The organism is Vibrio sp. 2132-1 (genome assembly GCF_033344315.1).
Genome location: NZ_JAWPON010000011.1, coordinates 166498 through 191423, shown reverse-complemented (window position 1 = coordinate 191423; position 24926 = coordinate 166498). Strand labels below are relative to the sequence as shown.

The 24926-nt window shown below is 47.8% G+C and carries 20 protein-coding genes and 1 tRNA gene; 14 read left to right on the top strand and 7 right to left on the bottom strand.

What is annotated here, in order from left to right; all coding sequences use genetic code 11:
* Positions 1-95: 95 nt before the first annotated feature.
* A tRNA-Pro gene (locus R8N47_RS14470) sits at positions 96-172 on the top strand.
* Positions 173-509: 337 nt separating this feature from the next.
* Here the strand turns inward: R8N47_RS14470 and R8N47_RS14465 are convergent.
* Positions 510-1235 (bottom strand): HAD family hydrolase, encoded by a 726-nt coding sequence (locus R8N47_RS14465; protein WP_109168650.1) that lies wholly within the window; start codon positions 1233-1235, stop codon positions 510-512.
* Positions 1236-1897: 662 nt separating this feature from the next.
* On the opposite strand from R8N47_RS14465, the gene R8N47_RS14460 reads away from it, so the two are divergent.
* From R8N47_RS14460 to R8N47_RS14420, 9 genes are all read left to right on the top strand, one after another.
* Positions 1898-3613: a dipeptide ABC transporter ATP-binding protein gene (locus tag R8N47_RS14460; RefSeq protein WP_005379108.1), complete on the top strand. Its 1716-nt coding sequence runs from the start codon at positions 1898-1900 to the stop codon at positions 3611-3613.
* A gap of 92 nt (positions 3614-3705) precedes the next feature.
* Complete coding sequence (locus R8N47_RS14455) at positions 3706-5259, top strand: ABC transporter substrate-binding protein (protein WP_046874194.1); 1554 nt, start codon at positions 3706-3708, stop codon at positions 5257-5259.
* Between the two features lie 145 nt (positions 5260-5404).
* A complete protein-coding gene (locus R8N47_RS14450; protein ID WP_031780394.1) occupies positions 5405-6382 on the top strand; it encodes an ABC transporter permease in 978 nt (325 codons plus the stop codon).
* Positions 6383-6384: 2 nt separating this feature from the next.
* Positions 6385-7341, top strand: coding sequence for an ABC transporter permease (locus tag R8N47_RS14445; protein ID WP_005394358.1), 957 nt, complete (start codon positions 6385-6387; stop codon positions 7339-7341).
* 157 nt (positions 7342-7498) lie between these two features.
* On the top strand, positions 7499-8512 hold the full coding sequence (locus R8N47_RS14440) for an SPOR domain-containing protein (protein ID WP_318070295.1): 1014 nt from the start codon (positions 7499-7501) through the stop codon (positions 8510-8512).
* 183 nt (positions 8513-8695) lie between these two features.
* The gene (locus R8N47_RS14435) at positions 8696-9703 is read left to right on the top strand and encodes a LacI family DNA-binding transcriptional regulator (RefSeq protein ID WP_005394370.1); all 1008 of its coding nucleotides are present in this window, start codon (positions 8696-8698) and stop codon (positions 9701-9703) included.
* Between the two features lie 55 nt (positions 9704-9758).
* Positions 9759-10694, top strand: a complete 936-nt coding sequence (locus R8N47_RS14430) for a LysR family transcriptional regulator (protein WP_048624586.1) — start codon at positions 9759-9761, stop codon at positions 10692-10694.
* A gap of 271 nt (positions 10695-10965) precedes the next feature.
* The gene (locus R8N47_RS14425) at positions 10966-11370 is read left to right on the top strand and encodes an SMR family transporter (protein ID WP_318070296.1); all 405 of its coding nucleotides are present in this window, start codon (positions 10966-10968) and stop codon (positions 11368-11370) included.
* Positions 11367-11696 carry an SMR family transporter gene (locus tag R8N47_RS14420; RefSeq protein ID WP_005478614.1) on the top strand — a complete coding sequence of 110 codons (330 nt, stop codon included), beginning with the start codon at positions 11367-11369 and terminating at the stop codon, positions 11694-11696. Before R8N47_RS14425 ends, R8N47_RS14420 begins: the two co-directional genes overlap by 4 nt.
* Positions 11697-12940: 1244 nt before the next feature.
* Here the strand turns inward: R8N47_RS14420 and edd are convergent.
* Both edd and R8N47_RS14410 read right to left on the bottom strand, forming a co-directional pair.
* On the bottom strand, positions 12941-14737 hold the full coding sequence (gene edd, locus R8N47_RS14415) for a phosphogluconate dehydratase (protein ID WP_064353507.1): 1797 nt from the start codon (positions 14735-14737) through the stop codon (positions 12941-12943).
* Entirely contained in the window at positions 14737-15261 is a 525-nt protein-coding gene (locus R8N47_RS14410) for a gluconokinase (RefSeq protein ID WP_053349770.1), read from the bottom strand. The genes edd and R8N47_RS14410 overlap by 1 nt, the downstream gene beginning before the upstream one ends.
* Before the next feature lie 153 nt (positions 15262-15414).
* Between R8N47_RS14410 and R8N47_RS14405 the strand changes: the two genes are divergently transcribed.
* Both R8N47_RS14405 and R8N47_RS14400 read left to right on the top strand, forming a co-directional pair.
* A complete protein-coding gene (locus R8N47_RS14405) occupies positions 15415-16791 on the top strand; it encodes a GntP family permease (protein WP_064353508.1) in 1377 nt (458 codons plus the stop codon).
* A 9-nt stretch (positions 16792-16800) separates the two neighbouring features.
* Positions 16801-17412: a bifunctional 4-hydroxy-2-oxoglutarate aldolase/2-dehydro-3-deoxy-phosphogluconate aldolase gene (locus R8N47_RS14400; RefSeq protein ID WP_025624148.1), complete on the top strand. Its 612-nt coding sequence runs from the start codon at positions 16801-16803 to the stop codon at positions 17410-17412.
* Between the two features lie 105 nt (positions 17413-17517).
* Here the strand turns inward: R8N47_RS14400 and xapA are convergent, their stop codons facing one another.
* The gene (gene xapA / locus R8N47_RS14395; RefSeq protein ID WP_005379149.1) at positions 17518-18342 is read right to left on the bottom strand and encodes a xanthosine phosphorylase; all 825 of its coding nucleotides are present in this window, start codon (positions 18340-18342) and stop codon (positions 17518-17520) included.
* Between the two features lie 121 nt (positions 18343-18463).
* On the opposite strand from xapA, the gene R8N47_RS14390 reads away from it, so the two are divergent.
* Positions 18464-19369, top strand: coding sequence for a LysR family transcriptional regulator (locus tag R8N47_RS14390; RefSeq protein WP_017635035.1), 906 nt, complete (start codon positions 18464-18466; stop codon positions 19367-19369).
* Between the two features lie 81 nt (positions 19370-19450).
* Here R8N47_RS14390 and gorA read toward each other — a convergent pair whose 3' ends face one another.
* Both gorA and R8N47_RS14380 read right to left on the bottom strand, forming a co-directional pair.
* Positions 19451-20806 carry a glutathione-disulfide reductase gene (gene gorA / locus R8N47_RS14385; protein WP_005379157.1) on the bottom strand — a complete coding sequence of 452 codons (1356 nt, stop codon included), beginning with the start codon at positions 20804-20806 and terminating at the stop codon, positions 19451-19453.
* Positions 20807-21065: 259 nt separating this feature from the next.
* On the bottom strand, positions 21066-21905 hold the full coding sequence (locus R8N47_RS14380) for a 23S rRNA (adenine(2030)-N(6))-methyltransferase RlmJ (RefSeq protein WP_005379158.1): 840 nt from the start codon (positions 21903-21905) through the stop codon (positions 21066-21068).
* 399 nt (positions 21906-22304) lie between these two features.
* Between R8N47_RS14380 and prlC the strand changes: the two genes are divergently transcribed.
* A complete protein-coding gene (prlC, locus tag R8N47_RS14375; protein ID WP_064353509.1) occupies positions 22305-24347 on the top strand; it encodes an oligopeptidase A in 2043 nt (680 codons plus the stop codon).
* Positions 24348-24413: 66 nt separating this feature from the next.
* Here the strand turns inward: prlC and asnC are convergent, their stop codons facing one another.
* Positions 24414-24878: a transcriptional regulator AsnC gene (asnC, locus tag R8N47_RS14370; protein WP_005389595.1), complete on the bottom strand. Its 465-nt coding sequence runs from the start codon at positions 24876-24878 to the stop codon at positions 24414-24416.
* Between the last annotated feature and the right edge of the window lie 48 nt (positions 24879-24926).

Genomic DNA, 24926 nt, shown 5'->3' with positions numbered 1-24926 from the left:
TATAGCTCAGTTGGTAGAGCCCCGGATTGTGATTCCGGTTGTCGCGAGTTCAAGTCTCGTTAGCCACCCCATTCTTTATTTAAAGAATATATGCTCGGTGAATAGCGCAGTTTGGTAGCGCATCTGGTTTGGGACCAGAGGGTCGGGGGTTCGAATCCCTCTTCACCGACCACTATTAGAAAGCCTGCTTTTTAGCAGGCTTTCGTCGTTTTAGAGTTTATGATCTCGCTTGGACTGTATTAGTCGGCAACGTATCAATGGATTTGAACCCAAGGGGTTCGCCTGAAGTTAGAATTCGGCTCTTCACCGACCGCTATTTAGAGCCCCAGTCGAAAGACTGGGGCTTTTTTGCATCTATCCTCTTAGAAAGAATCTGCATTCGATTTCAATTTCACCAAAAGTGTACAGCTCTAGGGGCTTTTGACCACCTATGATCCAAATGCTTTTCGAGCTGACAAAATAAACCCCAGAACGACGTCTGGGGTTTTGTGTTTTCTAATCCACTACTTTTATTGGGCGAGTGTTTTAAGGATTTCTCTCAGCTCTACCGTTTCTTGGATTTCAAAATTTGGCGTTATATTTGTTGAGTTACTTGCGCCTGTCGCATTTACCCACACACTCAAAATGCCCATATTGTTAGCGCCTGCTATATCTGCTGGTAAAGAGTCGCCAATGTGTAGGGCTTCTTCTGGTTTTACTTCGACCAAGTCGAGCGCTTTTTGGAAAATGCTCGCAGCGGGCTTCTCTTCAGGCTCTTCTCCCCCCACAATAATATGGTCCACCCAGTCGCTCATCTGTGTCGCGCTGAGTTTAGGGTGTTGAGAAAAAATCGGGCCGTTAGTGATCACGACGAGTTTATAATGCTGACGAAGGTCGCTGAGCATTTCTTTTACACCAGGGAAGAAAGTGAACGCGCCCATACGTGCAGAGTCAAAGTAGTCTTGAGCTTGTTGAGCCTCTTCGGCATTAATGCTGACTCCGTGCTCCGCCAATATATTTTGGATCAGGCCACAACGGAACGCGTTTTCATCAGGTAGCAGAGCCACAAGGTGAGGGAATTCCGCATTCAGCTTCTTGTACACACCCTGTAAGTAGCGCTGTAAGAAAGCTTGTGGTTCGGTAACTTGCGGGTAGGTCTTATGAATCCAAGTCGTAAACTTTTGTCCTGCAACTTTATCGGCTTGTGACGTCGCACATAAAGTCTCGTCCATATCAAAAAAAATCGCTTTAAGCACAGGGGCTCCTTTCATTTACAGCTTGGCTCTAACATTGATTATCTATTATCCCACTCTCAATTGTGCCGTAAAGGGTTAAAATCGACGTGTTTCACCTACAATGGGAGAGTGATGGTAACCGCACTTTCTTTTGTTTAGTCAACAAACCGCTTAAGCGGCGCATAATCGTCGTCGACAGAGGATTTGTGTGGTTTTGCTGTTGTGTTCACGTTTTAGCCTATCCTTTCTCTTTCTAAGTTTGGCTTTTTATATTTGCCGACTATTTTATTAATAGTTTTTTATGTTGAAAAATTGCTTTTCGCATACGATATTGTTTGTTAAATGTTAATAATCACATATGAATAATATGGTTAATGGTTCTGGTTGGCTCATGCTTATTTTTAGAGCATTTTTCTAGTTTTATTGGTGCATGGCGCACAAAAATAGTGTGATATGAAAATGGTTAAATACTTGTTAATGCATTTTTATTCGCTCATTGTGCGTTTATTTAATGTTTTCTCGGCGGAATATACTTTAATTGTTGCTTTTTTGTGTGATTTTTGCCAAATTGTTTCCGCATTAAGATTTCAGAGTATTATTCTGAATTTGAACGGATTCATTCAGGTGATGAATGGTGCCTTTGGCGCGATTCGATACCACAGACAAGGCAGTAGAGGTCTGAAATGTCACTATTAGAAGTGAAAAACCTTCGTATTGAATACCCATCCCGACACGGCGTTCACGCTGCCGTGAAGTCACTTTCTTTTCATATTGAACGTGGTGAAATCGTGGGTGTTGTTGGCGAATCAGGTGCGGGTAAATCCACCGTTGGTAACGCCGTTATTGATTTGCTTAGCCCTCCAGGTCGCGTTGCTAGCGGCGATGTTTTCTTGGATGGAGAAAAAATTTCTGGTTTATCACCAGAAGCGATGCGTAAGGTTCGCGGATCGAAGATTGGTTTTATTTTCCAAGATCCAATGACCTCACTTAACCCACTTTTTACGGTTGAGCAGCAGCTGAAAGAGACGATCCACGCCAACATGAAAGTCTCTGATGAAGAGGCGTATCAGCGTGCACTTTCTCTGATGCAGCAAGTTGGCATCCCGCAGCCAGAAAACCGCTTGAAACAATACCCACACCAATTCTCTGGTGGTATGCGTCAGCGTGTCGTCATTGCGATTGCTTTGGCTGGTGAGCCAGATCTGATCATCGCCGATGAGCCAACAACGGCACTGGACGTATCAATCCAAGACCAAATCCTCAACTTGATCCGAGAATTGTGTATCAAGAATAATGTCGGCTGTATGCTGGTTACTCACGATATGGGTGTGGTCTCCAACGTCACTGACCGCGTCGCGGTAATGTATCGTGGTGACTTGGTGGAGTTTGGACCAACAGCCAAAGTGTTGGGCGATCCTGATCACTCCTATACTCGCAGCCTAATTTCAGCCGTTCCACGTTCAGACAGAAAGCTCGATCGCTTCCCTTTGGTCAGCTACATCGAAGAAGCGGCAGAAATGGAGCCACTCGACATCAAGAATCACTGGCTAGGACAAAGCCAGGATGAGCGCGAGTACACAGGCCCGCTTTTGGACGTGAAGAACGTTAATCTGCGCTTTGTCACCAAAGACTCTTTATTTGAAAGCCGTCGCGAATACGTGCAGGCATCCAATAATGTGAGCTTTGAAGTGCATGAAGGCGAAACCTTTGGTTTGGTGGGTGAGTCTGGCTCTGGTAAATCAACCATTGCGCGAGTTATTGCTGGTTTATACCAACCTAACTCTGGTCAGGTGAAGTTTGAGGGTATTGACCTGACAGCTTTAACCTCTGAGAAAGAACGCCGCCCAATGCGTCGTCAAATGCAGATGGTGTTCCAAAACCCGTATACCTCAATGAACCCTCGTATGAAGGTATTCGATATTATTGCTGAGCCAATCCGTTTTCATAAACTGACGAAAAACGAGTCGGAAACTCGCCAAATCGTGAATGACCTTCTCGATCATGTTGGTTTGGGTCGCATGGCTGGGCTTAAGTACCCTCATGAATTCTCCGGTGGTCAGCGTCAGCGTATTTCTATTGCGCGTGCGTTGGCGACTCGTCCTCGACTTTTGATTTGTGATGAACCGACATCGGCACTGGACGTATCGGTACAGGCACAAATTCTAAACTTGCTGAAAGATCTGCAAAGTGAGCTGAACTTGACTATGTTGTTTATCAGCCACGATTTACCTGTTATTCGCCAGATGTGTGACCGAGTAGGTGTGATGCAAATGGGTACACTTTTAGAAGTGGCACCAACAGAACAGTTATTTACGGCCCCCCAACACGAATACAGCAAAAAATTGATTTCTCTGATGCCTGAATTTACAGGCTTGCGAGAAGAGATCGAGACGGCATAAACCAAGCACCTCGCTTGGCTAACCTTTAGTCATAACAAAGACGCAAACACAACAACAAGGGATCCGTATCCCCGCATGAAGGAGTTATGCAAATGAAAACCATGAAAAGCAAATTAGCAGTGGCGCTAATGGCGGCGGGCCTAAGCTTTAATGCACTGGCAGCAGATATCAAAGTTGGCTACGCAGCTGACCCAGTATCGCTTGACCCACATGAGCAGCTATCAGGTGGCACACTGCAAATGTCACACATGGTATTTGATCCGTTAGTTCGCTTTACTCAAAAAATGGATTTCGAACCTCGTCTAGCAGAGAGCTGGGAGCGCATTAACGACACTACCGTTCGTTTTAAATTGCGTGAAGGTGTGAAATTCCACTCTGGTAATACCCTAACGGCTGACGACGTTGTATGGACGTTTGAGCGTCTACAAAGTTCTCCTGATTTTAAAAACATTTTCGACCCGTACGAGAAAATCGTCAAAGTGGACGACAACACGTTCGATCTTGTAACCAAAGGTCCTTACCCACTTGTGCTGCAAACTGCAACGTACATTTTCCCTATGGACAGCAAGTTCTACACGGGTAAAACAGCGGACGGCAAAGACAAGTCTGAACTAGTGAAGCACGGTAACTCATTCGCATCGACTAACGTTTCTGGCACGGGTCCATTCATCGTGACATCACGTGAGCAGGGCGTAAAAGTGGAATTTGAACGCTTTAAAGATTACTGGGACAAAGAGTCGAAAGGTAACGTTGATAAGCTAACGCTTGTACCAATCAAAGAAGACGCGACTCGTGTAGCTGCGCTACTTTCTGGCGGCGTTGACATGATTCACCCGGTAGCACCAAACGATCACAAACGTGTGAAAGACGCAGACGGCATCGATCTAGTCACGCTACCAGGTACTCGTATCATCACGTTCCAACTAAACCAAAACAGCAACGAAGCACTGAAAGATGTTCGCGTTCGCCAAGCGATTGTTCACGCAATCAACAACGAAGGCATCGTTAAGAAAATCATGAAAGGCTTCGCTACTGCAGCTGGTCAGCAGAGTCCAACTGGCTACGTTGGTCACGATGACAAGCTAGTACCTCGCTACGATCTGAAGAAAGCAAAACAACTGATGAAAGAAGCGGGTTACGAAGACGGCCTGACGCTAACTATGATTGCGCCAAACAACCGCTACGTAAACGATGCGAAAGTAGCGCAAGCGGCGGCGGCAATGTTGTCTAAGATTGGCATCAAGGTTGATCTGAAAACTATGCCAAAAGCGCAATACTGGCCTGAGTTTGATAAGTGTGCGGCAGACATGCTGATGATCGGTTGGCACTCGGATACAGAGGACTCGGCAAACTTCAACGAGTTCCTAACTATGACTCGTAACGAAGAAACCGGTCGTGGTCAGTACAACTGTGGTCACTACTCAAACCCAGAAATGGACAAAGTGGTTGAAGCTGCAAACGTAGAGACGGACCCTGCGAAACGTGCAGCAATGCTGAAAGGTGTCGAAGCGACGCTATACAACGATGCTGCATTCGTACCGCTACACTGGCAAAGTGAAGCGTGGGGTGCGAAGTCTAACGTGAAAGCCGCAGACATCGTGAACCCAATGGTAATGCCTTACTTTGGCGACCTAGTTGTCGAGTAATCATACTTAGTCATGACAGAGAGGGGCGCCAGTCCTTCTCTGTTTTCGACACTTGGCTCGGTTTATTTCAGTCGGATTGAGCCAGTTTTACAGACTGAATTTTCTCTCTAAGTTTAGAGATCTATGGATAGTTAAGGGGCAAGGAATGTTTTCGTTTCTGGTCAAGCGCCTGTTTCAGGCACTGATAGTGATGTTTGTGATCAGTTTGGTGGCGTTTGCCATTCAGGACAACCTGGGTGATCCGCTGCGTGAGCTTGTAGGTCAGTCGGTTTCGGAGTCGGAGCGCCAAGCGCTACGTGACGAATTGGGCCTGAACGATCCCTTTATCACAAAGTACACGCGCTTTGTGGGTAATGCACTGCAAGGTGATTTGGGTACATCATACTTTTTCAAGCGACCTGCGGTTGAGGTGATCCTCGATAAGCTGGTGGCAACATTAGAGCTCGTGTTTGGCGCGACGCTCATCATTATCGTTTTCTCTATACCACTCGGGGTGTATTCCGCGATTCACCCGAAGAGTGTCTTTACCAAATTTGTTATGGCGATGAGTAGTGTCGGCATCTCGATTCCGGTGTTCCTAACCGCAATCATGCTGATGTACGTCTTCTCCATCGAACTCGGCTGGCTGCCTTCCTACGGGCGAGGTGAAACCGCTAACGTGCTCGGTTGGGAATCTGGCTTCTTTACCATCGATGGTATTAAGCACCTTATCCTGCCGTGTATTGCGCTAGCGTCTATCATGCTGCCGTTGTTCATCCGTCTGGTACGTTCAGAAATGCTGGAAGTACTGAGCTCGGAATACATTAAGTTTGCCAAAGCAAAAGGTTTGAACTTACAAAAGATTTACTACCAACATGCACTTAAGAACACCATGCTGCCAGTACTGACGGTAGGTGGCGTGCAGATTGGTACCATGGTGGCTTACACCATCCTAACCGAAACCGTATTCCAGTGGCCGGGTACAGGCTTTCTTTTCCTAGAGGCAATCAACCGTGTAGATACACCGTTGATCACAGCTTACGTTATCTTTGTTGGTCTGATTTTCGTGGTAACCAATACCATCGTTGATTTGCTGTACGGAATTATCAACCCAACTGTGAACTTAACTGGAAAAGGAGCTTAATCATGAGCCAATCAAATGTAACACCAGCTCCTGAAGCCGCTCCATCTGCATGGCAGCGTTTTAAAGAGTCGGACTTTTTGTATTACTTCAAGCGCGACAAAGTGGCGATGGCAAGTTTTACGGTCTTTATGATGTTCTTAGTGTTGGCATTAGCTGCGCCAATTCTAGCTCCGACTGACCCGTATGATCTGACGTCTATCGACATCATGGATTCAGAGCTACCACCGTCTTGGATGGAAGAGGGCGATGAGCGTTTTGTTCTTGGTACTGATGAGCAAGGCCGTGATATTTTATCGACCATTCTTTATGGTTCTCGTCTGTCTTTGACGATCGGCTTTTTAGCCGTCGGTCTTCAGTTGATTCTGGGTATCATCATTGGTTTGTCGGCGGGTTACTTCGGTGGTCGTATCGATAGCTTCTTGATGCGCTTTGCGGATGTTCAACTATCGTTCTCAACCATGATGGTGGCGATCATCGTATCGGCCATTTTCAAAGCCAGCTTTGGCAGCGATTTTTACAGCCAATATGCGGTGGTGATGCTGGTGGTGATCATCGGTGTGGCTGAATGGCCGCAATACGCACGTACCATTCGTGCTTCAGTACTGGCTGAGAAGAAGAAGGAATACGTAGAAGCGGCACGAGTGATGGGCTTTAAAGCGCCACGCATCATGTTCCGTCACATCCTGCCAAACTGTCTATCACCAATCTTGGTTATCTCGACGGTACAGGTAGCGAATGCGATCATGTCGGAAGCGGCACTGTCATTCCTAGGTTTGGGTCTTCCTGTTGATCAGCCGTCACTAGGTGCGCTGATCAGCATCGGCTTTAACTACATCTTCTCAGGTGCGTGGTGGATTACTGCATTCCCAGGCATCGTGTTGGTTACACTGGTTCTGGTTATCAACTTATTGGGTGACTGGTTACGAGATGTATTCAACCCGAAACTGTACAAAGGTTAAGAATTTTCCCGCCAAGCGTTGTAAATTCGCTTAATTCCTTCCTAAACTGAGAGCCGGATGCAAATTCCGGCTCTTTTTTTGCTAGTTATTCTTTGTTCACATTTTTTTGGCGCTTTGCCGCCATAATGACCTTACCCACTAATTTAGAGTGAAGTGTATGGAAATGAAGAAGGCACAACACCCATCTCGTATCTTCCGAGCAAGCCTAGCTTTCGGCTTGCTGCTGGTATGCGCCCAGTTTTCTAGCCCAGTATCGGCAGAGGAGTTCCTTTGCCAAGCTACTCAAGCCAGCGAGAAAGAACTGCCGATGCTTGAGAAAACGTGCCCAATTGGTAACGGAGTATGGGGAAAGAAAGTGCCGCAAGGAGGCAACTACCTCTACTGGATTCAATGCGGATTACTACCAAAGCCAATGTCACTCGCGAAAGCAAAGCCGCTTTACAGCAAGATTACGACCGACGTGTGGATGAAGCCGGAGTCCAAAGGTTATCGCTGTTTGATTGGGCCTTACAAAGATCTGTCTGACGCGAGGGGGGATTTGCGAGGAGTCAAAACCTTGTCGAATTACAAAGAGGCTTTCATCCGCGTGGTTGGAAAAGAGAATAAACAGTCTACGACACCATCTAAACCCGCTGTGCCGTCGAAATCAGCCGCATCTTCGGTTAAGCCAACACCGACGGTGACCCCGAAATCCGCGCCAGTTCCTGCCGTGCGAGCTGATACCGACGCCTTTACAGCGCCGGCAGAGAAGTCAAAGACCAAGGCAAAAAATACACGTGATAATTCTTCTTCCAAGCCTGTTGCTAAGACCAAAGCGAAGCCAGTGGTGACCGGGAATGATGACATTGAAGTTCAGTTGAGAACCTCCTTACAAGGCAAAACGTACGTGGTGCCATATTTACTCGATCACCACAATCAGTTTTACATGGAATACGGCAAGCCGTGGAATCGTCTCAACTACGAAAACTCGCAAAAAGTATGTCAGCAACTGGGTATGAGCTTAGCCAGCCCTGCAGAATTCAAAGTGTTGAGGGCGTCTGGTGTGATGGAAAAAAATCAATGGCCACTGCAACTGCCGTATTGGGGCAAAGGTAAGAAAGGTTTGTTCGCAGATCGTGAGCCAAACCAGCTCACCGGAACCTCATTATTGAACGTAGTGTGCGTGAAATAACGACTCAAATATTGCGGTCTCAAATATTATCGCTATTTGAGTGGCGTTTCTTTGTGATGCGTTTGCTAACACACTCTACCACTGATATTCATATCATTTTGCGAATTATTTTCACTGAGCTTGTCGACAGAGAGTCTATTCGTCATAATGTTACTTGTAACATTACTGATAAATCACATATTTATGGCTCAACAGAATAAGAAAACTCGCACGACATTGCAGGATGTCGCAGACCAAGTTGGCGTCACGAAGATGACGGTTTCACGTTATATGCGTAACCCTGAATCGGTGGCAGAAAAGACTCGGGCCAAGATTGCGACTGCGATTGAAGAGATGGGATACATCGAAAACCGCGCCCCCGCTATGTTGTCAAAGTCGTCCAGTAAAGCCATTGGTATTTTACTGCCCTCATTGTCCAACCAAATTTTTGCTTCCTTTGTTCAGGGCATCGAGATGGTGACCAAAGCCAATGGCTATGAGACGCTTTTAGCGCATTTTAGCTACGATGAGCTTGAAGAAGAACGCAAGATCGCGTCATTACTCTCTTATCAGGTCGATGGACTTATTCTAACTGAAAGCCATCACACGCCGCGTACATTGCAAATGATAAAAAATGCAGGGATCCCTGTAGTGGAAACCATGGAACTACCACCAAAGCCGATTGATATGGCGGTTGGGCTAGATCATGAAGATGCCTCGTACACGGCGGTTAAGCAGATGCTAGATTCAGGTAAGCGTACAATCGTTTATTTTGGGGCGCGTTTGGATACGCGAACCAAGCTGCGTATGCAAGGTTATGATCGCGCGATGACGGAAGCAGGGCTAGAGCCTAAGCACGTATTAACGGGTGATCACTCTAGCTTTTCTTTAGCGCATGATTTGCTTGAACGCGCGCTAGAAACTCACCCAACGCTTGATGGCGTATTCTGTACCAACGACGACATCGCGATAGGGACCATGCTGAGCGCGCAACAACGTGGCATTCAAGTTCCGCAGCAGCTGGCGGTTGTGGGCTATAACGCGCTGGATATTGGTCAAACCATCAGCCCGAAACTGACTAGCGTCGATACGCCGCGTTTCAAAATCGGTGAAAAGAGCGCAGAACTTTTGATCGCGCGTCTGAAAGGTGAAGCGCAAGAAGAAAAAGTGGTTGATATGGGGTATCAAATTACCTCAGGAGAGAGTGTTTAACTCGCAGTTAACCGCTCTCTGTATTCGCTCATCAATGGTATTGGCAGGTTAGGGTATGGCACATCAGCTGGATGCATTGGATCTCAACTTAATGCGTTTATTAAAGGCAGTGGTGGAAAACCGCAGCATCAAGCTGGCCGCAATGCAGCTGGGCATTTCTCAACCGAGCGCCAGTCGCGGCGTGATGAAGCTCAAACAAGTGTTTGATGACCCGCTGTTTGTGCGTAAAGCGCATGGGGTTGAGCCGTCACCGATGGCGATACGTCTCGCCGCCGAGTTCGACAACATGATTGCACCACTGGAAAAAGTGGTGCAAGAGTTTGAAGTGTTCGACCCACTGCAATACCAAGGGCAGATCGCGATTGTGACCGACCCTTATTTGATGGATGAGCAAGGGCAGCGATTGCTAACTGGCTGTCATCGAGCCTTTCCCAAAGCGCACTTTGCCTTTTCCAGTTGGAACAGTTACTCGCACGATGAAATGCTAGAGGGCGAGCACGATTACTGCATTCTTGACCAAGAGACCGAGCTGTCGAAAGACATTTATATGCGTCCGTTGTTTGTTGAAAAACGGGTGATTTTGGCACGTAAAAACCACCCGACGTTATCGAAAGTCAGTAATGATTGGGACACTGTGTCCAAACTGCCTCTGGTGTCTCTGCCTGCGCCCGCTTCGTATAAACCTCTTTGTACCGTGGAGTCTGAGTATCGCCGCATGGGCTATGAGCCTGTGGTGTTATTGAAATCCTATAATTTGCGCGTGGCTTGCCAAATGCTGCAAGAAACCGACGCGATTATGTATGCCAGTCAAAGCTCAGCAGTATTGATGCCGGAGCTGGACTCTTACGCGATGCCTTTGGTCAACCGTGAGTTTAGCCAGTTTGTCGTCTCTGGCGGTTTCTTACAAACCAATCGCAACCATCCTTTGCACCGACACTTACATAAAGTGGTACGCCAAACCCTGAAGACGCCATTAATTTTCGCACAGTGATGACGGGTTATTGTCTCGCGTCACCGAGATTCTCTGCATAAGATAACTATGAAGAAAATGTGTGATTACATAGACAACTCGATCCTATAGATATTCAAAAATGAATATCTCAATTACCTGTCTCTTTTTCCTGCTCAGCGCTAACCTTAGCTCAAATAGTCAGGAGAAGTGGCTCATTTTTATCTTTTTAACTTTTTGAATGTCGATACAGATGCGTGACATTCACCATTCTCCGTTATGCAGTTTTTTAATTTCTGATGGAGGATTCATCATGCTAGTTGCACGTCTATTTTTATTGCTCGCCATCGTTGCCGAAGTAGCAGGCACCAGCACCATGTCTTTTATCGGACAAGGTCATGGATGGTTGGGCTACATCGTGATGTACGTATTGATTGCGGTGTCGTACTACTTCCTCTCGATTGCTGCGAAAAAGATTTCTATCGGCGTGGCATACGCTGTTTGGGAAGGGTTGGGTATCTCGTTGATCACCGTGGTGTCGATCATCGCCTTTGATGCCAACTTAAACCATCAAGAGTTGTTTGGTTTGATGTTAGCCGTTGTTGGCATTGTGTGTGTGACCTTAGGGGAATCACATGGTCAACCTAACGCCAAGAAAAATGCCGATAAACCGGCAAAAGAACGTTCATTTTCTACTAGTACAAGGTGCGAATCATGAGTCAATTTTTTACGATGTCATTTGGATTTGTCGTGATGGCTGCCTTGGTCGATATCATGGCCAATATGGCGCTGACACGCTCAAAAGGTTTTAAATATAAAGGCTGGGGCATTGCGGCGATTGTGTTGGTACTGACAGCATTCACGCTGTTGGCACAAGCGGTGAAAGAGATCGACTTAGCCATTGCTTATGCCTCTTGGGGTGCGATCGGTATCTTGGGTACCGCAGTAGGTGGAGCCTTGCTGTTTAAGCAGAAACTCAAACCAATCGGCTGGTTTGGTATCTTTGTGGTGATTGCTGCCGTCGTGGTGATGAAGACCGCTTGATGTAATTTACTGAATGCTAGATATCGTCATTCTGAGCAGCAAGAGACGAGCGTGATTCAGAATCTACCAACAAAAAGTGCTGTGGAAGAGGGGTTTTCTCTGGCTTCACAGCACCTTGATATTAGATTCCTGATCTCGCCTAGGCTCGTCGGAATGACGGATTCATTTTTTTAGAAAGAGCAGTGACCAATCCTAAAGCTCGTCATTCTGAACAGCGAGGGACGAGTGTGATTCAGAATCTACCAACAAAAAGTGCTGTGGTAGAGGGGTTTTCTCTGGCTTCACAGCACGCTGATATTAAATTCCTGATCTCGCCTAGGCTCGTCGGAATGACGGACTCATTCATTTTTAAAAAGAACCGAGGCCAATCTCAAAACTCGTCATTCTGAACAGCGAAGGACGAGCAAGAGTCAGAATCTACCAACAAAAAGTGCAGTGGCAGAGGAGTTTTCTCTAGCTTCACAACACGTTGATAGTAGATTCCTGATCTCGCCTAGGCTCGTCGGAATGACGGATTCATTCGTTTAAAAAGAACCGAGGCCAATCCTAAAGCTTGCCATTCTGAACTGCGAGGGACGGTCGTGATTCAGAATCTACCAACAAAAAGTGCTGTGGCAGAGGAGTTTTCTCTGACGTCATAGCATGTCGATATTAGATTCCTGATCCTGCTGAGGCTCGTCGGAATGACGGATTCATTCGTTTTTTAGAAAGAACCGAGGCCAATCCTAAAGCTCGTCATTCTGAACTGCGAGGGACGAGTGTGATTCAGAATCTACCAACAAAAAGTGCTGTGGCAGAGGAGTTTTCTCTGACTTCACAGCATTTTGCTATTAGATTCCTGATCTCGCCTAGGCTCGTCGGAATGACGGATTCATTCGTTTTTTAGAAAGAACCGAGGCCAATCCCAAAGCTCGTCATTCTGAACAGCGAGGGACGAGTGTGATTCAGAATCTACCAACACAAAAGTGTTTCGGCAAAGGGGGTTTTCTCTGGCTTCACAGCACGTTGATATTAAATTCCTGATCTTGCTTGGGCTCTTCGGAGCGACGGATTCATTCGTTTTTAGAAAGAACAGAGGCCAATCCTAAAGCTTGTCATTCTGAACTGCGAGGGACGAGTGTGATTCAGAATCTACCAACAAAAAGTGCTGTGGTAGAGGGGTTTTCTCTGGCTTCACAGCACGCTGATATTAAATTCCTGATCTCGCTTGGGCTCGTCGGAACGACGAGGTCTTTCTTCTCGCCTTAAACAATAAAGCTTGCGCCTTCTTCTGCACTCGATACGTTTTGGCGGATCACGCTAAACAAGCCTCGTCCCCATGTTTGTTGGGTCGATTCGGTATCGAAATGAATCAACTCGCGACCAGTGGTATCGCTTAAGTTGTTCAGTTCGCCCGTTTGGCAATCCAGACGAATCAAATCGCCGTTGCGCACCAAACCAATCGCGCCGCCACGAATGGCTTCTGGAGAAACATGAATCGCAGACGGAATTTTACCTGACGCGCCAGATAAGCGACCGTCAGTAACCAGCGCCACTTTAAAGCCCGCTTTTTGCACGTTACCTAAAATTGGCATCAGCTTGTGCAGTTCAGGCATGCCGTTTGCCGCTGGGCCGTTGTGTGTGACCACAACGATGCAATCTTTGTTCAGCTCACCACGTTTGTACGCAGCTTCCACTTCATGTTGGCATTGGAATACGATCGCAGGTGCAACAATCACGCGTTGCTCTTCTTTCACCGCAGACACTTTCACCACGGCTTTACCCAAGTTGCCAGTCAGTACGCGAGTGCCGCCAGTGTTTTGGAAAGTGGCGTCCGGTTTGGCGATCACGTCACCGTCTTGGCTGCCTTGGCACGGTGTCCAAGTCAGTTGGCCATCGATAAGGCTCGGTAGCGTCATTTGGTCTTCAAATTCACCAAACACGGGTTTCACATCGCGATGCAAAAGCTCGGATTGGTTCAAGCGGTGCAATAACGCAGGCACGCCCCCCGCGTCTTGGAACGCGTTCATATCGGCTGGGCCGTTCGGGTAAACGCGAGCTAACAAAGGAACCACATCCGACAGATCGCTGATGTCTTGCCACGTGAGCAAGATGCCAGCAGCACGCGCCACGGCGATCATATGAATGGTGTGATTGGTGCTGCCGCCAGATGCAAGTAGAGCGATGATGCCGTTGACCAAGCTCTTTTCTGTGACCACCTCGGCCAGCGGACGGAAGTGTGCAGAACCCGCCGTCATTGAGGCGATTTTCAGAGCCGCGTGATCGGTTAACGCTTTACGCAGTTGGGTATGGGGATGAATGAATGCCGAACCTGGCAGCATCAAGCCCATGGCTTCGAACACCAACTGGTTGGTGTTGGCGGTGCCGTAAAACGTACACGTACCCGCAGAGTGGTAAGCGCGACACTCCATATCCAGCAGAGCGTCTTTGCCGACTTCACCCGCTGCGTATTTTTGGCGCACGTCGACTTTCTCTTCGTTGCTGATGCCCGTAGCCATCAGACCCGCTGGTACAAACGCAGTTGGTAGGTGCGCGTAAGACAGCGCGCCCATCAGTTGCCCCGGGGCGATTTTGTCACAGATGCCAAGCAGTAATGTGGCATCAAAGACATTGTGGCTCAAAGACAACGCCGTTGATTGCGCAATTAAGTCACGCGAAAACAGCGACATATCCATGCCGGCTTGACCTTGAGTCACCCCATCGCACATCGCTGGCACACAACCTGCGACTTGCGCTGTATGGCCGTAGTCCGCCAGCACTTTTTTGATTTGTGCTGGGTAGTCTTGGTACGGCTGGTGGGCGCTCAACATGTCGTTGTAGGCGCTTATCAGCGCGACATTGGCATGAGTAAAATCGAGAATATTTTTCTTTTCAGAAGAGCAAGAAGCGGCGACTGCATGGGCTAAGTTACCACAAGATAAACCAACGCGGCCTTTACCTGCTTCGGCTTGGACTTCGGTGCGAGTAAGAAAGGCAGCGCGCGCTTCACGGCTGCGCTCGGTCAAGCGTTGTGTGACCTCAAGAACAACAGAGTGAGTCATTACGCCACCTCGATCGCTTGCATTTTGATTAGCTCAGCGGCAGAGCGTTCCACCACGTCGCTGATGTCTCCGTCGATACTGACGATCAGAGTTTGAGGCTCGTTGTCTGGGCGCTCTAGTGTCTCGAATTGGCTCTTCACCATGTTTTCTTTCATGAAGTGGCCTTTGCGCATACGCATGCGATTAAGGATCAACTCCATATCGCCATCAAGGAACAAGAAGGTCACGTTGTTGTTACCTTCGCGGATCTGATCGCGGTAAATCTTTTTCAGTGCTGAACAGACAATGATGCCGTGTTCGTTTTTGCTTTCTAGGCTGTACGCCGCATCACGAATGCGTTCTAGCCATGGCTTGCGATCATCATCGTTCAGAGGCTGGCCCGATGCCATTTTCTGAATGTTCGCTCGTGGATGAAGATCATCACCATCAATGAATTTACGCCCTAGCTTTTTCGCTAGATGCTCACCAATTGTGCTTTTACCACTAGCACAAACGCCCATAACGATGACACTACTACCAGCCATAACTTATCCTCATAACCAAATTTGCGCGTGATCTCAATTTTTGAATTCACTTTAAAATATGGGTTTATCTTATTCATGTTATCGGTAACATGTTACCGGTAACTGAAATAAATGTGAACCATAACACAAACAATAATTCTTAAAGGTGAACCTATGGAGCAATTAACCCTAACCCCAGATCCTACGTTCCTACTGACGATTGCAGGCCTTGCCATTGCAGCGTTACTCGTTCTGATCATTAAACTGAAAGTCCATGCTTTTGCTTCCCTTACTATGGTGAGTTTAGGTACGGCAATCGCCACTGGCGTTCCTTCAGAGAAAGTCGTATCGACCATGATGGGTGGGTTCGGCGGTACTCTGGCTTCCGTGGCATTGCTGGTTGGTCTTGGTGCGATGATCGGTAAAATTCTTGAAGTGACTGGCGGTGCGAAAGTGCTGGCAGACACTTTGATTGGTCGCTTTGGTAAAGAGCGCGCACCATTTGCTTTGGGCGTCGCTTCATTACTGTTTGGCTTCCCAATCTTCTTCGATGCAGGCCTTGTAGTGATGATGCCAATCATCCTAAGTGTGGCGGCTCGTTTTGGTGGCTCACCAATTAAATACGCGTTGCCAGCAGCCGGTGCTTTTGCGGTTATGCACGCGTTTGTTCCACCACACCCAGGTCCGGTTGCAGCGGCAGAATTCCTTGGCGCAAACATCGGTCTGCTATTGGTGGTGGGTATTCTGGTTGCTATTCCAACTTGGTACCTTGGCGCTTACCTATTTGGTTTGTACGCGGGCAAAAAATTTGATATCCCACTATCTAAAGCCTTCTTTAATGGCGAAGCGATGGTGGATGAGCGCAACGCACCAAAATTTGGCACGGTTATGACCATCCTTGTGCTGCCAGTCCTGCTAATCTGTTTGGATACGGTATTGAACACACTGGCGGTTGCGGGTGTGATTGATGGCAAAACGGCACTGGTTGAGTTCCTACGCATGCTAGGTAAAACCCCAGTTGCGTTGCTGATCACTTTGATTGTCTGTCTGGCTGTGTTTGCCAAAGACTACGGCATGGCAAAACTAGAAAAATTATGTGGTGAGTCATTGGCTCCTATCTGTGGTGTTATCCTAGTAACGGGTGCAGGTGGCATGTTTGGCGGCGTACTGCGTTCAAGTGGTATCGGTGATGCACTGGCTGACGTTCTTACAGACACAGGTATGCCTGTGATTGTGGCGGCGTTTGTGATTTCAACCTGTCTGCGTGTTGCTCAAGGCTCGGCAACCGTAGCGCTAACCACTACGGCGGCTCTTATCGCGCCAGTTGTGGCTGTATCAACAGGTTTGAGTGAACTAGACCTTTGCTTTATCGTAATCGCGATTGCGGGTGGTGCAACGGTACTGTCTCACTTCAATGACTCTGGTTTCTGGTTGGTATCTCGTCTGCTTGAGATGGATGAGAAAACCACATTAAAAACTTGGACGGTAATGGAAACGTTACTTGGCGGTATCGCGTTTATTATCGTCGCAACATTAAGCTTTATTCTTTAGAGGTTCCCCATGACAACACTTGAACAACGATTAAGAGATATCAAAATCGTCCCAGTTATCGCAATCAACGACGTAGCACACGCTCTGCCACTGGCAAAAGTGTTGGTAGAAAACGGTTTACCATGTGCGGAAGTGACATTCCGCACTGAAGCGGCGGCGGAGTCGATTCGCATCATGCGTGAAGCGTACCCAGAATTGTTGATTGGCGCGGGCACCGTTCTGACCACAGAACAAGTGGATATCGCAATCGAAGCGGGTGTGGACTTTATCGTTAGCCCAGGCTTCAACCCAACCACAGTGAAATACTGTCAGCAACGTGGCGTGACTATCGTACCGGGCGTAAACAACCCAAGCTTGGTTGAGCAAGCGATGGAAATGGGTCTGCGTACGTTGAAGTTCTTCCCTGCTGAGCCATCAGGCGGCGTAAACATGTTGAAAGCACTCACGGCGGTTTACCCAGTGGAATTCATGCCAACAGGTGGCGTAAGCCCATCCAACGTGGAAGATTACCTAGCGCTGAAATCGGTTGTGGCTTGTGGCGGCACGTGGATGGTACCAACCGCAATGATGGACAACGGTGATTGGGAAGGCATTGCTGAATTGGTTCGTGCAGTTAAGTAAAACGCACAAACGGCTCCGAAATACCCCCGAACGTTAGAAAACGTGACACAAAAAAGGGTCATCAAGTTACTTGATGACCCTTTTGCTTTCTGGAATGAAACGGCTTTAGAAGTGATGCTTCATAAAGCGCTTAATGAAGCGAATGAAATCTGCTTCGGCTAGCTTCGCGCACTTCAATGTTTGAGCGTGAGACAATTCTACATCTCCCAAGCCTTCTGCCATGTTGGTGATCGCACACACTGCCAATACGGGTAAGCCGCAATGCGCCGCAGAAATCACTTCTGGCACGACCGACATGCCCACGACATCACCACCGATGATTTGCATCATGCGGATTTCGGCTGCGGTCTCAAAGTTGGGGCCTGTGTAAGAGACAAACACGCCTTCATTGAGGTGAATGCCATTGGCTTTGCCGACTTCAAACGCTTCTGCGCGCAGGTCTTTGTCGTACGCATTGGCGAGGCTGAAGAACCTCGGTCCGTACTCTTCATCATTCGGACCGATCATTGGCGATTCAGGCATGGTATTGATGTGGTCATGAAATACCACCAGAGAACCGACGTCGATGCGTTCAGGGCGAAGTGAGCCTGCCGCGTTGGTGACGAGCAGAAACTCACAGCCCAGCTTTTTAAAGGTGCGCACGGGCGTGGTCATGACCTTCATTGAGCCGTGTTCGTAGTAGTGACCGCGACCTTTCATGCACACTACGTCTACGCCGCCCATGGTACCAAGCACCAACTCACCAGAGTGGCCTTGCACGGTACTAACCGGAAAGCCTTCGAGCTCTTCGTATGGAATGACCACTTTGTCTTGTAGTTCGTCTGCCAATACGCCTAAGCCAGAGCCTAAAATAAACGCCGCTTTAGGTTGGAAGTTTGGTTTGCGTTCGCGAATGGTTTGTAGCGCGCCGATTACTGGATCGTGATTCATGTTAGTCACCTTCTGGTTGTGTGTTGATTCCATTGTGTGACTTTCTGCGCTGGTTATCTTTGCTTTATTCGCTACTATCATCCTTAAAAAGAGGATGATGAAATTCGCTAGGACTCAATGCATGAAGTCAGAACCATTTGAGCGCGTGACGCTGAAGATGCTGCGTTACTTTTACGAGGTCGCACAAACCAAGCATTTCACTAAGGCGGCTGAGAATCTCAATATCACCAATTCGCCGTTGAGCAATCGCATCAAAGAGTTGGAAGAGGTGCTTAACGTCAAACTGTTTGAGCGCGATTCAAGAAATGTCATGCTGACGGAGGCCGGGCGATTGTTGGAGTCCAAATGCCAACTGATTTTTCAGACCTTGGATGTCTCGCTCAATCAAGTGCAGCAAGTGGGGTTGAACCAGAGAAATATCCTGCGAGTTGGTGTGGTAAGTAGCGCATTTTGGGGTGGATTTGATCGTCTGTTACAGCGTTTCCATGCTGAGCATGACACTTATCACGCCGACATTTTTGACCTTAACCCAGAGACGCAAAAGAAGCATCTGAGCGAGAAGAAAATCGATGTGGGCATTGTGCGTTTTGCTGATGCACTCAACATTTATCCGTATCAGTCGGTATCTTTGGGCAAAGATGTGTTTGTGGTGGCGGTGTCGGAGCAACATGAGTTAGCCAGCAAATCTTTGCTGCGGCTCCAAGATTTAAAGGCGTGTGAGTTTGCGTTTATGAGTTTGGCGAATTCTGCCTCGGCAAACTTCATCATCAATGCCTGTCTGCAAGAAGGCTTTTCACCCCATATTGGCAAACAAGTGGTGGAGCCAAGCACCTTGATGGCATATGTAGCAAACAGCAATACCGTGACGTTGGTTCCGTCGACGTTTTCTCAGCATCATTGGCATGGGATTCGTTTTATCAAGCTGAAAGAGTCACTGTGTGCAGACTTGTGTCTGATTCATGATGGTAAGCAGGAGAGTGCTATTAAAGCCGAGTTTATTCGCACATTATTAGAGAATGCGAGTTAAGCATGGGATAACAAAAAAAGGTCATCCTAAGATGACCTTTTCAAATGATTCGCTGAAATCAGCAATGCGATTAGCGCGTAATTAACGCATCGTTACGAACTCTTCAGAGCCCGTTGGGTGGATAGCCACAACAGAGTCGAAGTCTGCTTTGGTTGCGCCCATCTTCATTGCTACGCCGAAGCCTTGGATCATTTCATCTACCGTGAAACCGATGCCGTGCAGACCAACAACCGTTTCTTCTTCGCCCGCACATACAAGCTTCATCTTACATGGTTGACGGTGCTTAGTAACGGCGGTGTACATCGCCGTAAAGCCAGACGTGTAGACTTTGATATTGTCTTTGCCGTACTTCTCTTCCGCTTCTTGCGTCGTTAGACCGATAGTGCCGATTGGTGGGTGGCTAAATACCACAGTTGGTACCAAATCGTAGTCCATCTTCGCGTTTGGTTTGTTGTTGAACAAACGCTCAGAAAGTTGACGACCCGCTTTCACTGCGACTGGCGTTAGCTCGATACCGCCTTCCATGATGTCACCCACACAGTAGATGCCTTTCACGTTGGTTTCTTGGTATTCGTCTACCTTGATGTAGCCTTTTTCGTTCGTTGCCACACCGGTTGACGCTAGGTTGATTGCGTCTGTCGCAGGGTGACGACCGATTGCCCAAATCAGTTGGTCAACGTTTTGGCTTTCACCGTTTTCTAGGTGCAGAGTTAGGCTGCCATCGGCTTCTTTTACCACTTCTTTTGGTACAGAGTGGGTGTGCAGTTTTGGACCTTCTGCGTCCATCACTTCAACCAACGTATCGATGATCATTGGATCGAAGCTACGCAGTGGTGACTCTTTACGTACGAACAGGTGCGTTTCTGTACCTAGCGCGTGCAGTACGCCAGCAATTTCAACTGCGATGTAGCCAGCACCCACAACCGCAACGCGTTTTGGTTGCTCTGCTAGGTCGAAGAAGCCGTTTGAATCGATGCCGTATTCAGCGCCTGGAATGTTTGGAATAGTAGGACGACCACCAACCGCGATCAGGATGTGATCTGCTGTGTAGTGTTCACCGTTTACTTCGACAGTTTTTTCGTCAACAAACTTAGCAAAGCCTTTAATCACGTTTACTTTGTTGTTGCCAAGAACGCGATCGTAAGATTGGTGAATACGACCGATGTATGCCTGACGGCTCTCAACCAGTTTGCTCCAGTCGAAACCTTTCACGTCGACATCAAAACCGTAATCTTCTGCGTACAGGTTCATTGCTTCTGCGATTTGCGCGCCATGCCACATCACTTTTTTCGGTACACAACCTACGTTTACACAGGTACCGCCAAGGTCTTGAGCTTCGATTAGCGCAACTTTCGCGCCGTACATCGCCGCACGGTTTGCAGATGCGATGCCGCCACTGCCGCCACCGATACAGATATAGTCAAAATGAGTCGCCATTACTTTCTCCAAGAGCTTATAAATTTTATCTGGTACATAGATAGATTGGGATGACCTTGCCCGAACTCAATGCCACCGTTATCCCACTATCATAAATCGAATTCGACTAATTCCTAAATGGGAAAAAGCGACAATACTTATGACAAATAGCGATGAGAGGCACAAAAAGAAGAATAAGCACGATTGGAGGGAGAAGGTGAGAGCATAAAAAAGCGCAACGAGAATATCGTTGCGCTTGAAGATAGCAGTACTGAAGTGCTTACTCTGGCACAATCCAGTCCACTTTCCAGTGGCCAGTTGCTGGTGCGATCGCGTCTTGCAGGAATGGCAGAATCTCTTTCATCTGGCTTTCCAGTTTCCATGGCGGGTTAATCACAATCATGCCGGATGCCGTCATGCCGCGCTCGTTGGTATCTGGTGCAACACCTAACTCGATTTGCAGAATTTTACGAATGCCCAGTGCTTCCAAGCCTTCGATCATATCTTCGATGTCGTGGCGGTTTACCACTGGGTACCAAATCGCGTAGATACCGGTTGCCCAACGTTTATGGCTCTGATGAATCGCTCGCACCACATCGCGGTACTCTTTCGCGAGTTCGTATGGTGGGTCAATCAGCACCAAACCACGACGCTCTTGTGGCGGTAAGCTTGCTTTGAGGCGTTGGAATCCGTCTTCTTTGAAGATGCTCACTTGGCGATCACGATGGAATTCTTGCTCTAACAATGGGTGATCGGCCGGGTGCAACTCGGTCAGCACCATACGATCTTGTGGGCGGATTTGCGCGCGCGCCACACGTGGTGAGCCTGGGTAGTAACGCAGCTTCTCGCCATTGTTGAGCACTTTAATGGCATCGATGTAGCTTTTGATGTCTTCAGGAATGCTTGGGTTATCCCAAATACGTGCGATGCCTTGTTTGTATTCGCCCGTTTTTTCAGACCATTCGTGAGTCAGATCGTAACGGCCCACACCCGAGTGGGTATCGTGATAAACGAATGGCTTATCTTTTTGTTTCAGCGCATCAAGAATGAGGCTTTGAACGATGTGTTTGACCACGTCGGCATGGTTGCCAGCGTGGAAGCTGTGGCGGTAACTTAACAAATTAAACTCTCGAAACACTCTTTGGCTGAGTGTGGTCTGTGATTTTCACTCTATGGCGGTATTATACTCAAGTAACTTAAAGATGTAGAACTTCCAATCAAATCTGTTCCTCTGATAAGGGGACGCTATTGAAATTTCTTTAAGTCACCCACACTTACTATTGGTAATCGAATTGAACTAGGTGAGTTTCTCGCACTCAAAAGGGTGTGAAATCTCATTTAGGTATAACAAGACTCAAGGACAGAGTAGCGCTGGTTGACTATAAGATGGTCATCGCGGCATAGAGAAAGGGAACGGAGCTCCCCCAATCCATGTTGCTGGCTCGTCTGTACATTGAGTTGGCCTATCTACACAAAATAGACAGGCAATCACAGAGTCAAAACACAAAAGGAATTATTCATGTCTAATCCTCTTCTGACGTTTACGGACCTACCTCCGTTTTCTCAAATTAAACCAGAACACATCAAGCCTGCCGTTGAGCAAGCGATTGCTGACTGCCGAGCAAAAATCGATGAAGTTCTACAAGACAACGCTCACCCAACTTGGGACAGTGTGATTGCGCCAATTGAAGAAGCGGATGATCGCTTAAGCCGCATCTGGTCGCCAGTGGGTCACATGAACTCGGTAGTGAACAGCGAAGAGCTACGTGAAGCTTACGAAAGTTGCCTACCAATTTTGTCAGAGTACGGCACTTGGGTTGGTCAGCACAAAGGGTTGTACGAAGCGTACAAAACCATCAAAGCGAGCGAAGAATTTGCAACGTTAACTCGTGCCCAGCAGAAAACCATCACTGATGCACTGCGTGATTTCGAGTTATCAGGCATTGGTTTGCCATCCGATGAGCAGCACCGTTACGGCGAGATCAGCAAACGTATGTCTGAGCTGAGCTCTAAATTCTCTAACAATGTGCTGGATGCCACCATGGGTTGGACCAAGCACATCACAGACGAGAAAGACCTAGCAGGTATGCCAGAATCGGCGCTGGCAGCAGCGAAAGCTGCCGCAGAAGCAAAAGAGTTAGATGGTTACCTCATTACGCTAGATATCCCATCTTACCTACCTGTCATGACGTACTGCGATAACCAAGAGTTGCGTAAAGAAGTGTACGAAGCGTACGTGACGCGCGCTTCTGATCGAGGTCCAAACGCAGGCAAATGGGATAACTCAGAAATCATTACTGAGCAGCTAAAACTGCGCCATGAAATTTCACGTATGCTAGGTTTCAATACTTATAGTGAAAAGTCGTTAGCAACAAAGATGGCTGAAACGCCGGATCAAGTGCTGGGCTTCCTGAATGACCTAGCGACACGAGCGAAACCGCAAGGTGAACGTGAAGTCGAAGAGTTACGTCAGTTTGCGAAAAGTGAGTTTGGTGTTGAAGAGCTGAACGTTTGGGATATCGCTTACTACAGCGAGAAACAAAAGCAGCACCTGTTCCAAATTTCGGATGAAGAACTGCGCCCATACTTCCCAGAGTCAAAAGTCGTGAGCGGTCTGTTTGAAGTGCTAAACCGCGTGTTTGGTATGACCGTTACTGAGCGCGAAGGCGTAGACACTTGGCACGAATCTGTGCGCTTTTTCGATATCTTTGATGCTGAAGGCACACTCCGTGGCAGTTTCTACCTAGATCTCTACGCTCGTGAACACAAACGTGGCGGCGCGTGGATGGATGATTGTCGTGGTCGTCGCGTTACGCTATCTGGCGAGCTGCAAACGCCGGTTGCGTATCTAACGTGTAACTTCAACCGTCCAGTGGGCGACAAACCAGCACTGTTCACGCACGATGAAGTCGTGACGCTATTCCATGAGTTTGGTCATGGAATCCACCACATGTTGACGCAAGTTGATACAGGTGCTGTTTCAGGTATTAATGGCGTGCCTTGGGATGCGGTTGAGCTACCAAGTCAGTTCCTAGAAAACTGGTGTTGGGAAGAGGATGCGCTGGCGTTCATTTCTGGTCACTATGAGACAGGTGAGCCGCTACCTAAAGCGATGCTAGACAAAATGCTCGCAGCGAAAAACTTCCAATCTGCGATGGGTATTTTGCGTCAGCTAGAGTTCGGCTTGTTCGACTTCACGCTTCACACCGAATATGACCCAGAAGTGGGTGCGCGTGTACTGGAAACTCTGGCGAAAGTGAAAGAGAAAGTCGCGGTAGTTCCTGCGGTTGAGTGGGCGCGTTTCTCACACAGCTTCGGCCATATTTTTGCTGGTGGCTACAGTGCGGGTTACTACAGCTACCTGTGGGCTGAAGTGCTGTCGTCAGACGCGTATTCTCGCTTTGAAGAAGAAGGCATCTTCAACAAAGAGACGGGCCTAAGCTTCCTGAACAACATCCTAGAAAGGGGAGGCAGTGAAGAGCCAATGGAGCTGTTTAAGCGCTTCCGTGGCCGCGAGCCACAAATCGATGCACTGTTGCGCCATTCGGGTATTGCGGCGTAAATTGAGCAAAAAACATCAAGGCCAACCGAACGGTTGGCCTTTTTTGTACATTTTTTATAAAAAATTTTACGGATTTACGTTTCGGTTGATCGGGTTCTGCAACGATATCAATGTCTCCGTGGACTGAACCTCATCAATGGCTTGCAGCTTGTCGATCAGTACAAATTGCAGCTCTTCAATCGATTTGCACATCAATTTGACGAATATGTTATACGCGCCCGTGGTGTAGTAAGCTTCAACGACTTCGTCGAGCGCGTTGAGTTTTTCTAACGCGGAGTGGTAATCACGAGCTGCATTGAGGTTAATACCAATAAAGCAGCACACATCGTAGCCAAGCTTTTTGGTATTGATGATCACCTCCGTTCCTTCGATGATGTCCGCCGACTTCATCTTCTCGATACGCACATGGATAGTGGCAGGGCTGACATCGAACTGCTTTGCCATTTCTGCGTAGGGCGTTCTGGCGTCAGCCATCAGTGTTTTTAATATTGCGCGGTCAAGGTCGTCGAGTTTCGGCAGGCTCGCATTCATACTATGATTTCCGTTAGGGATAGAGTTTTACCTCCCTTTTATACTCAT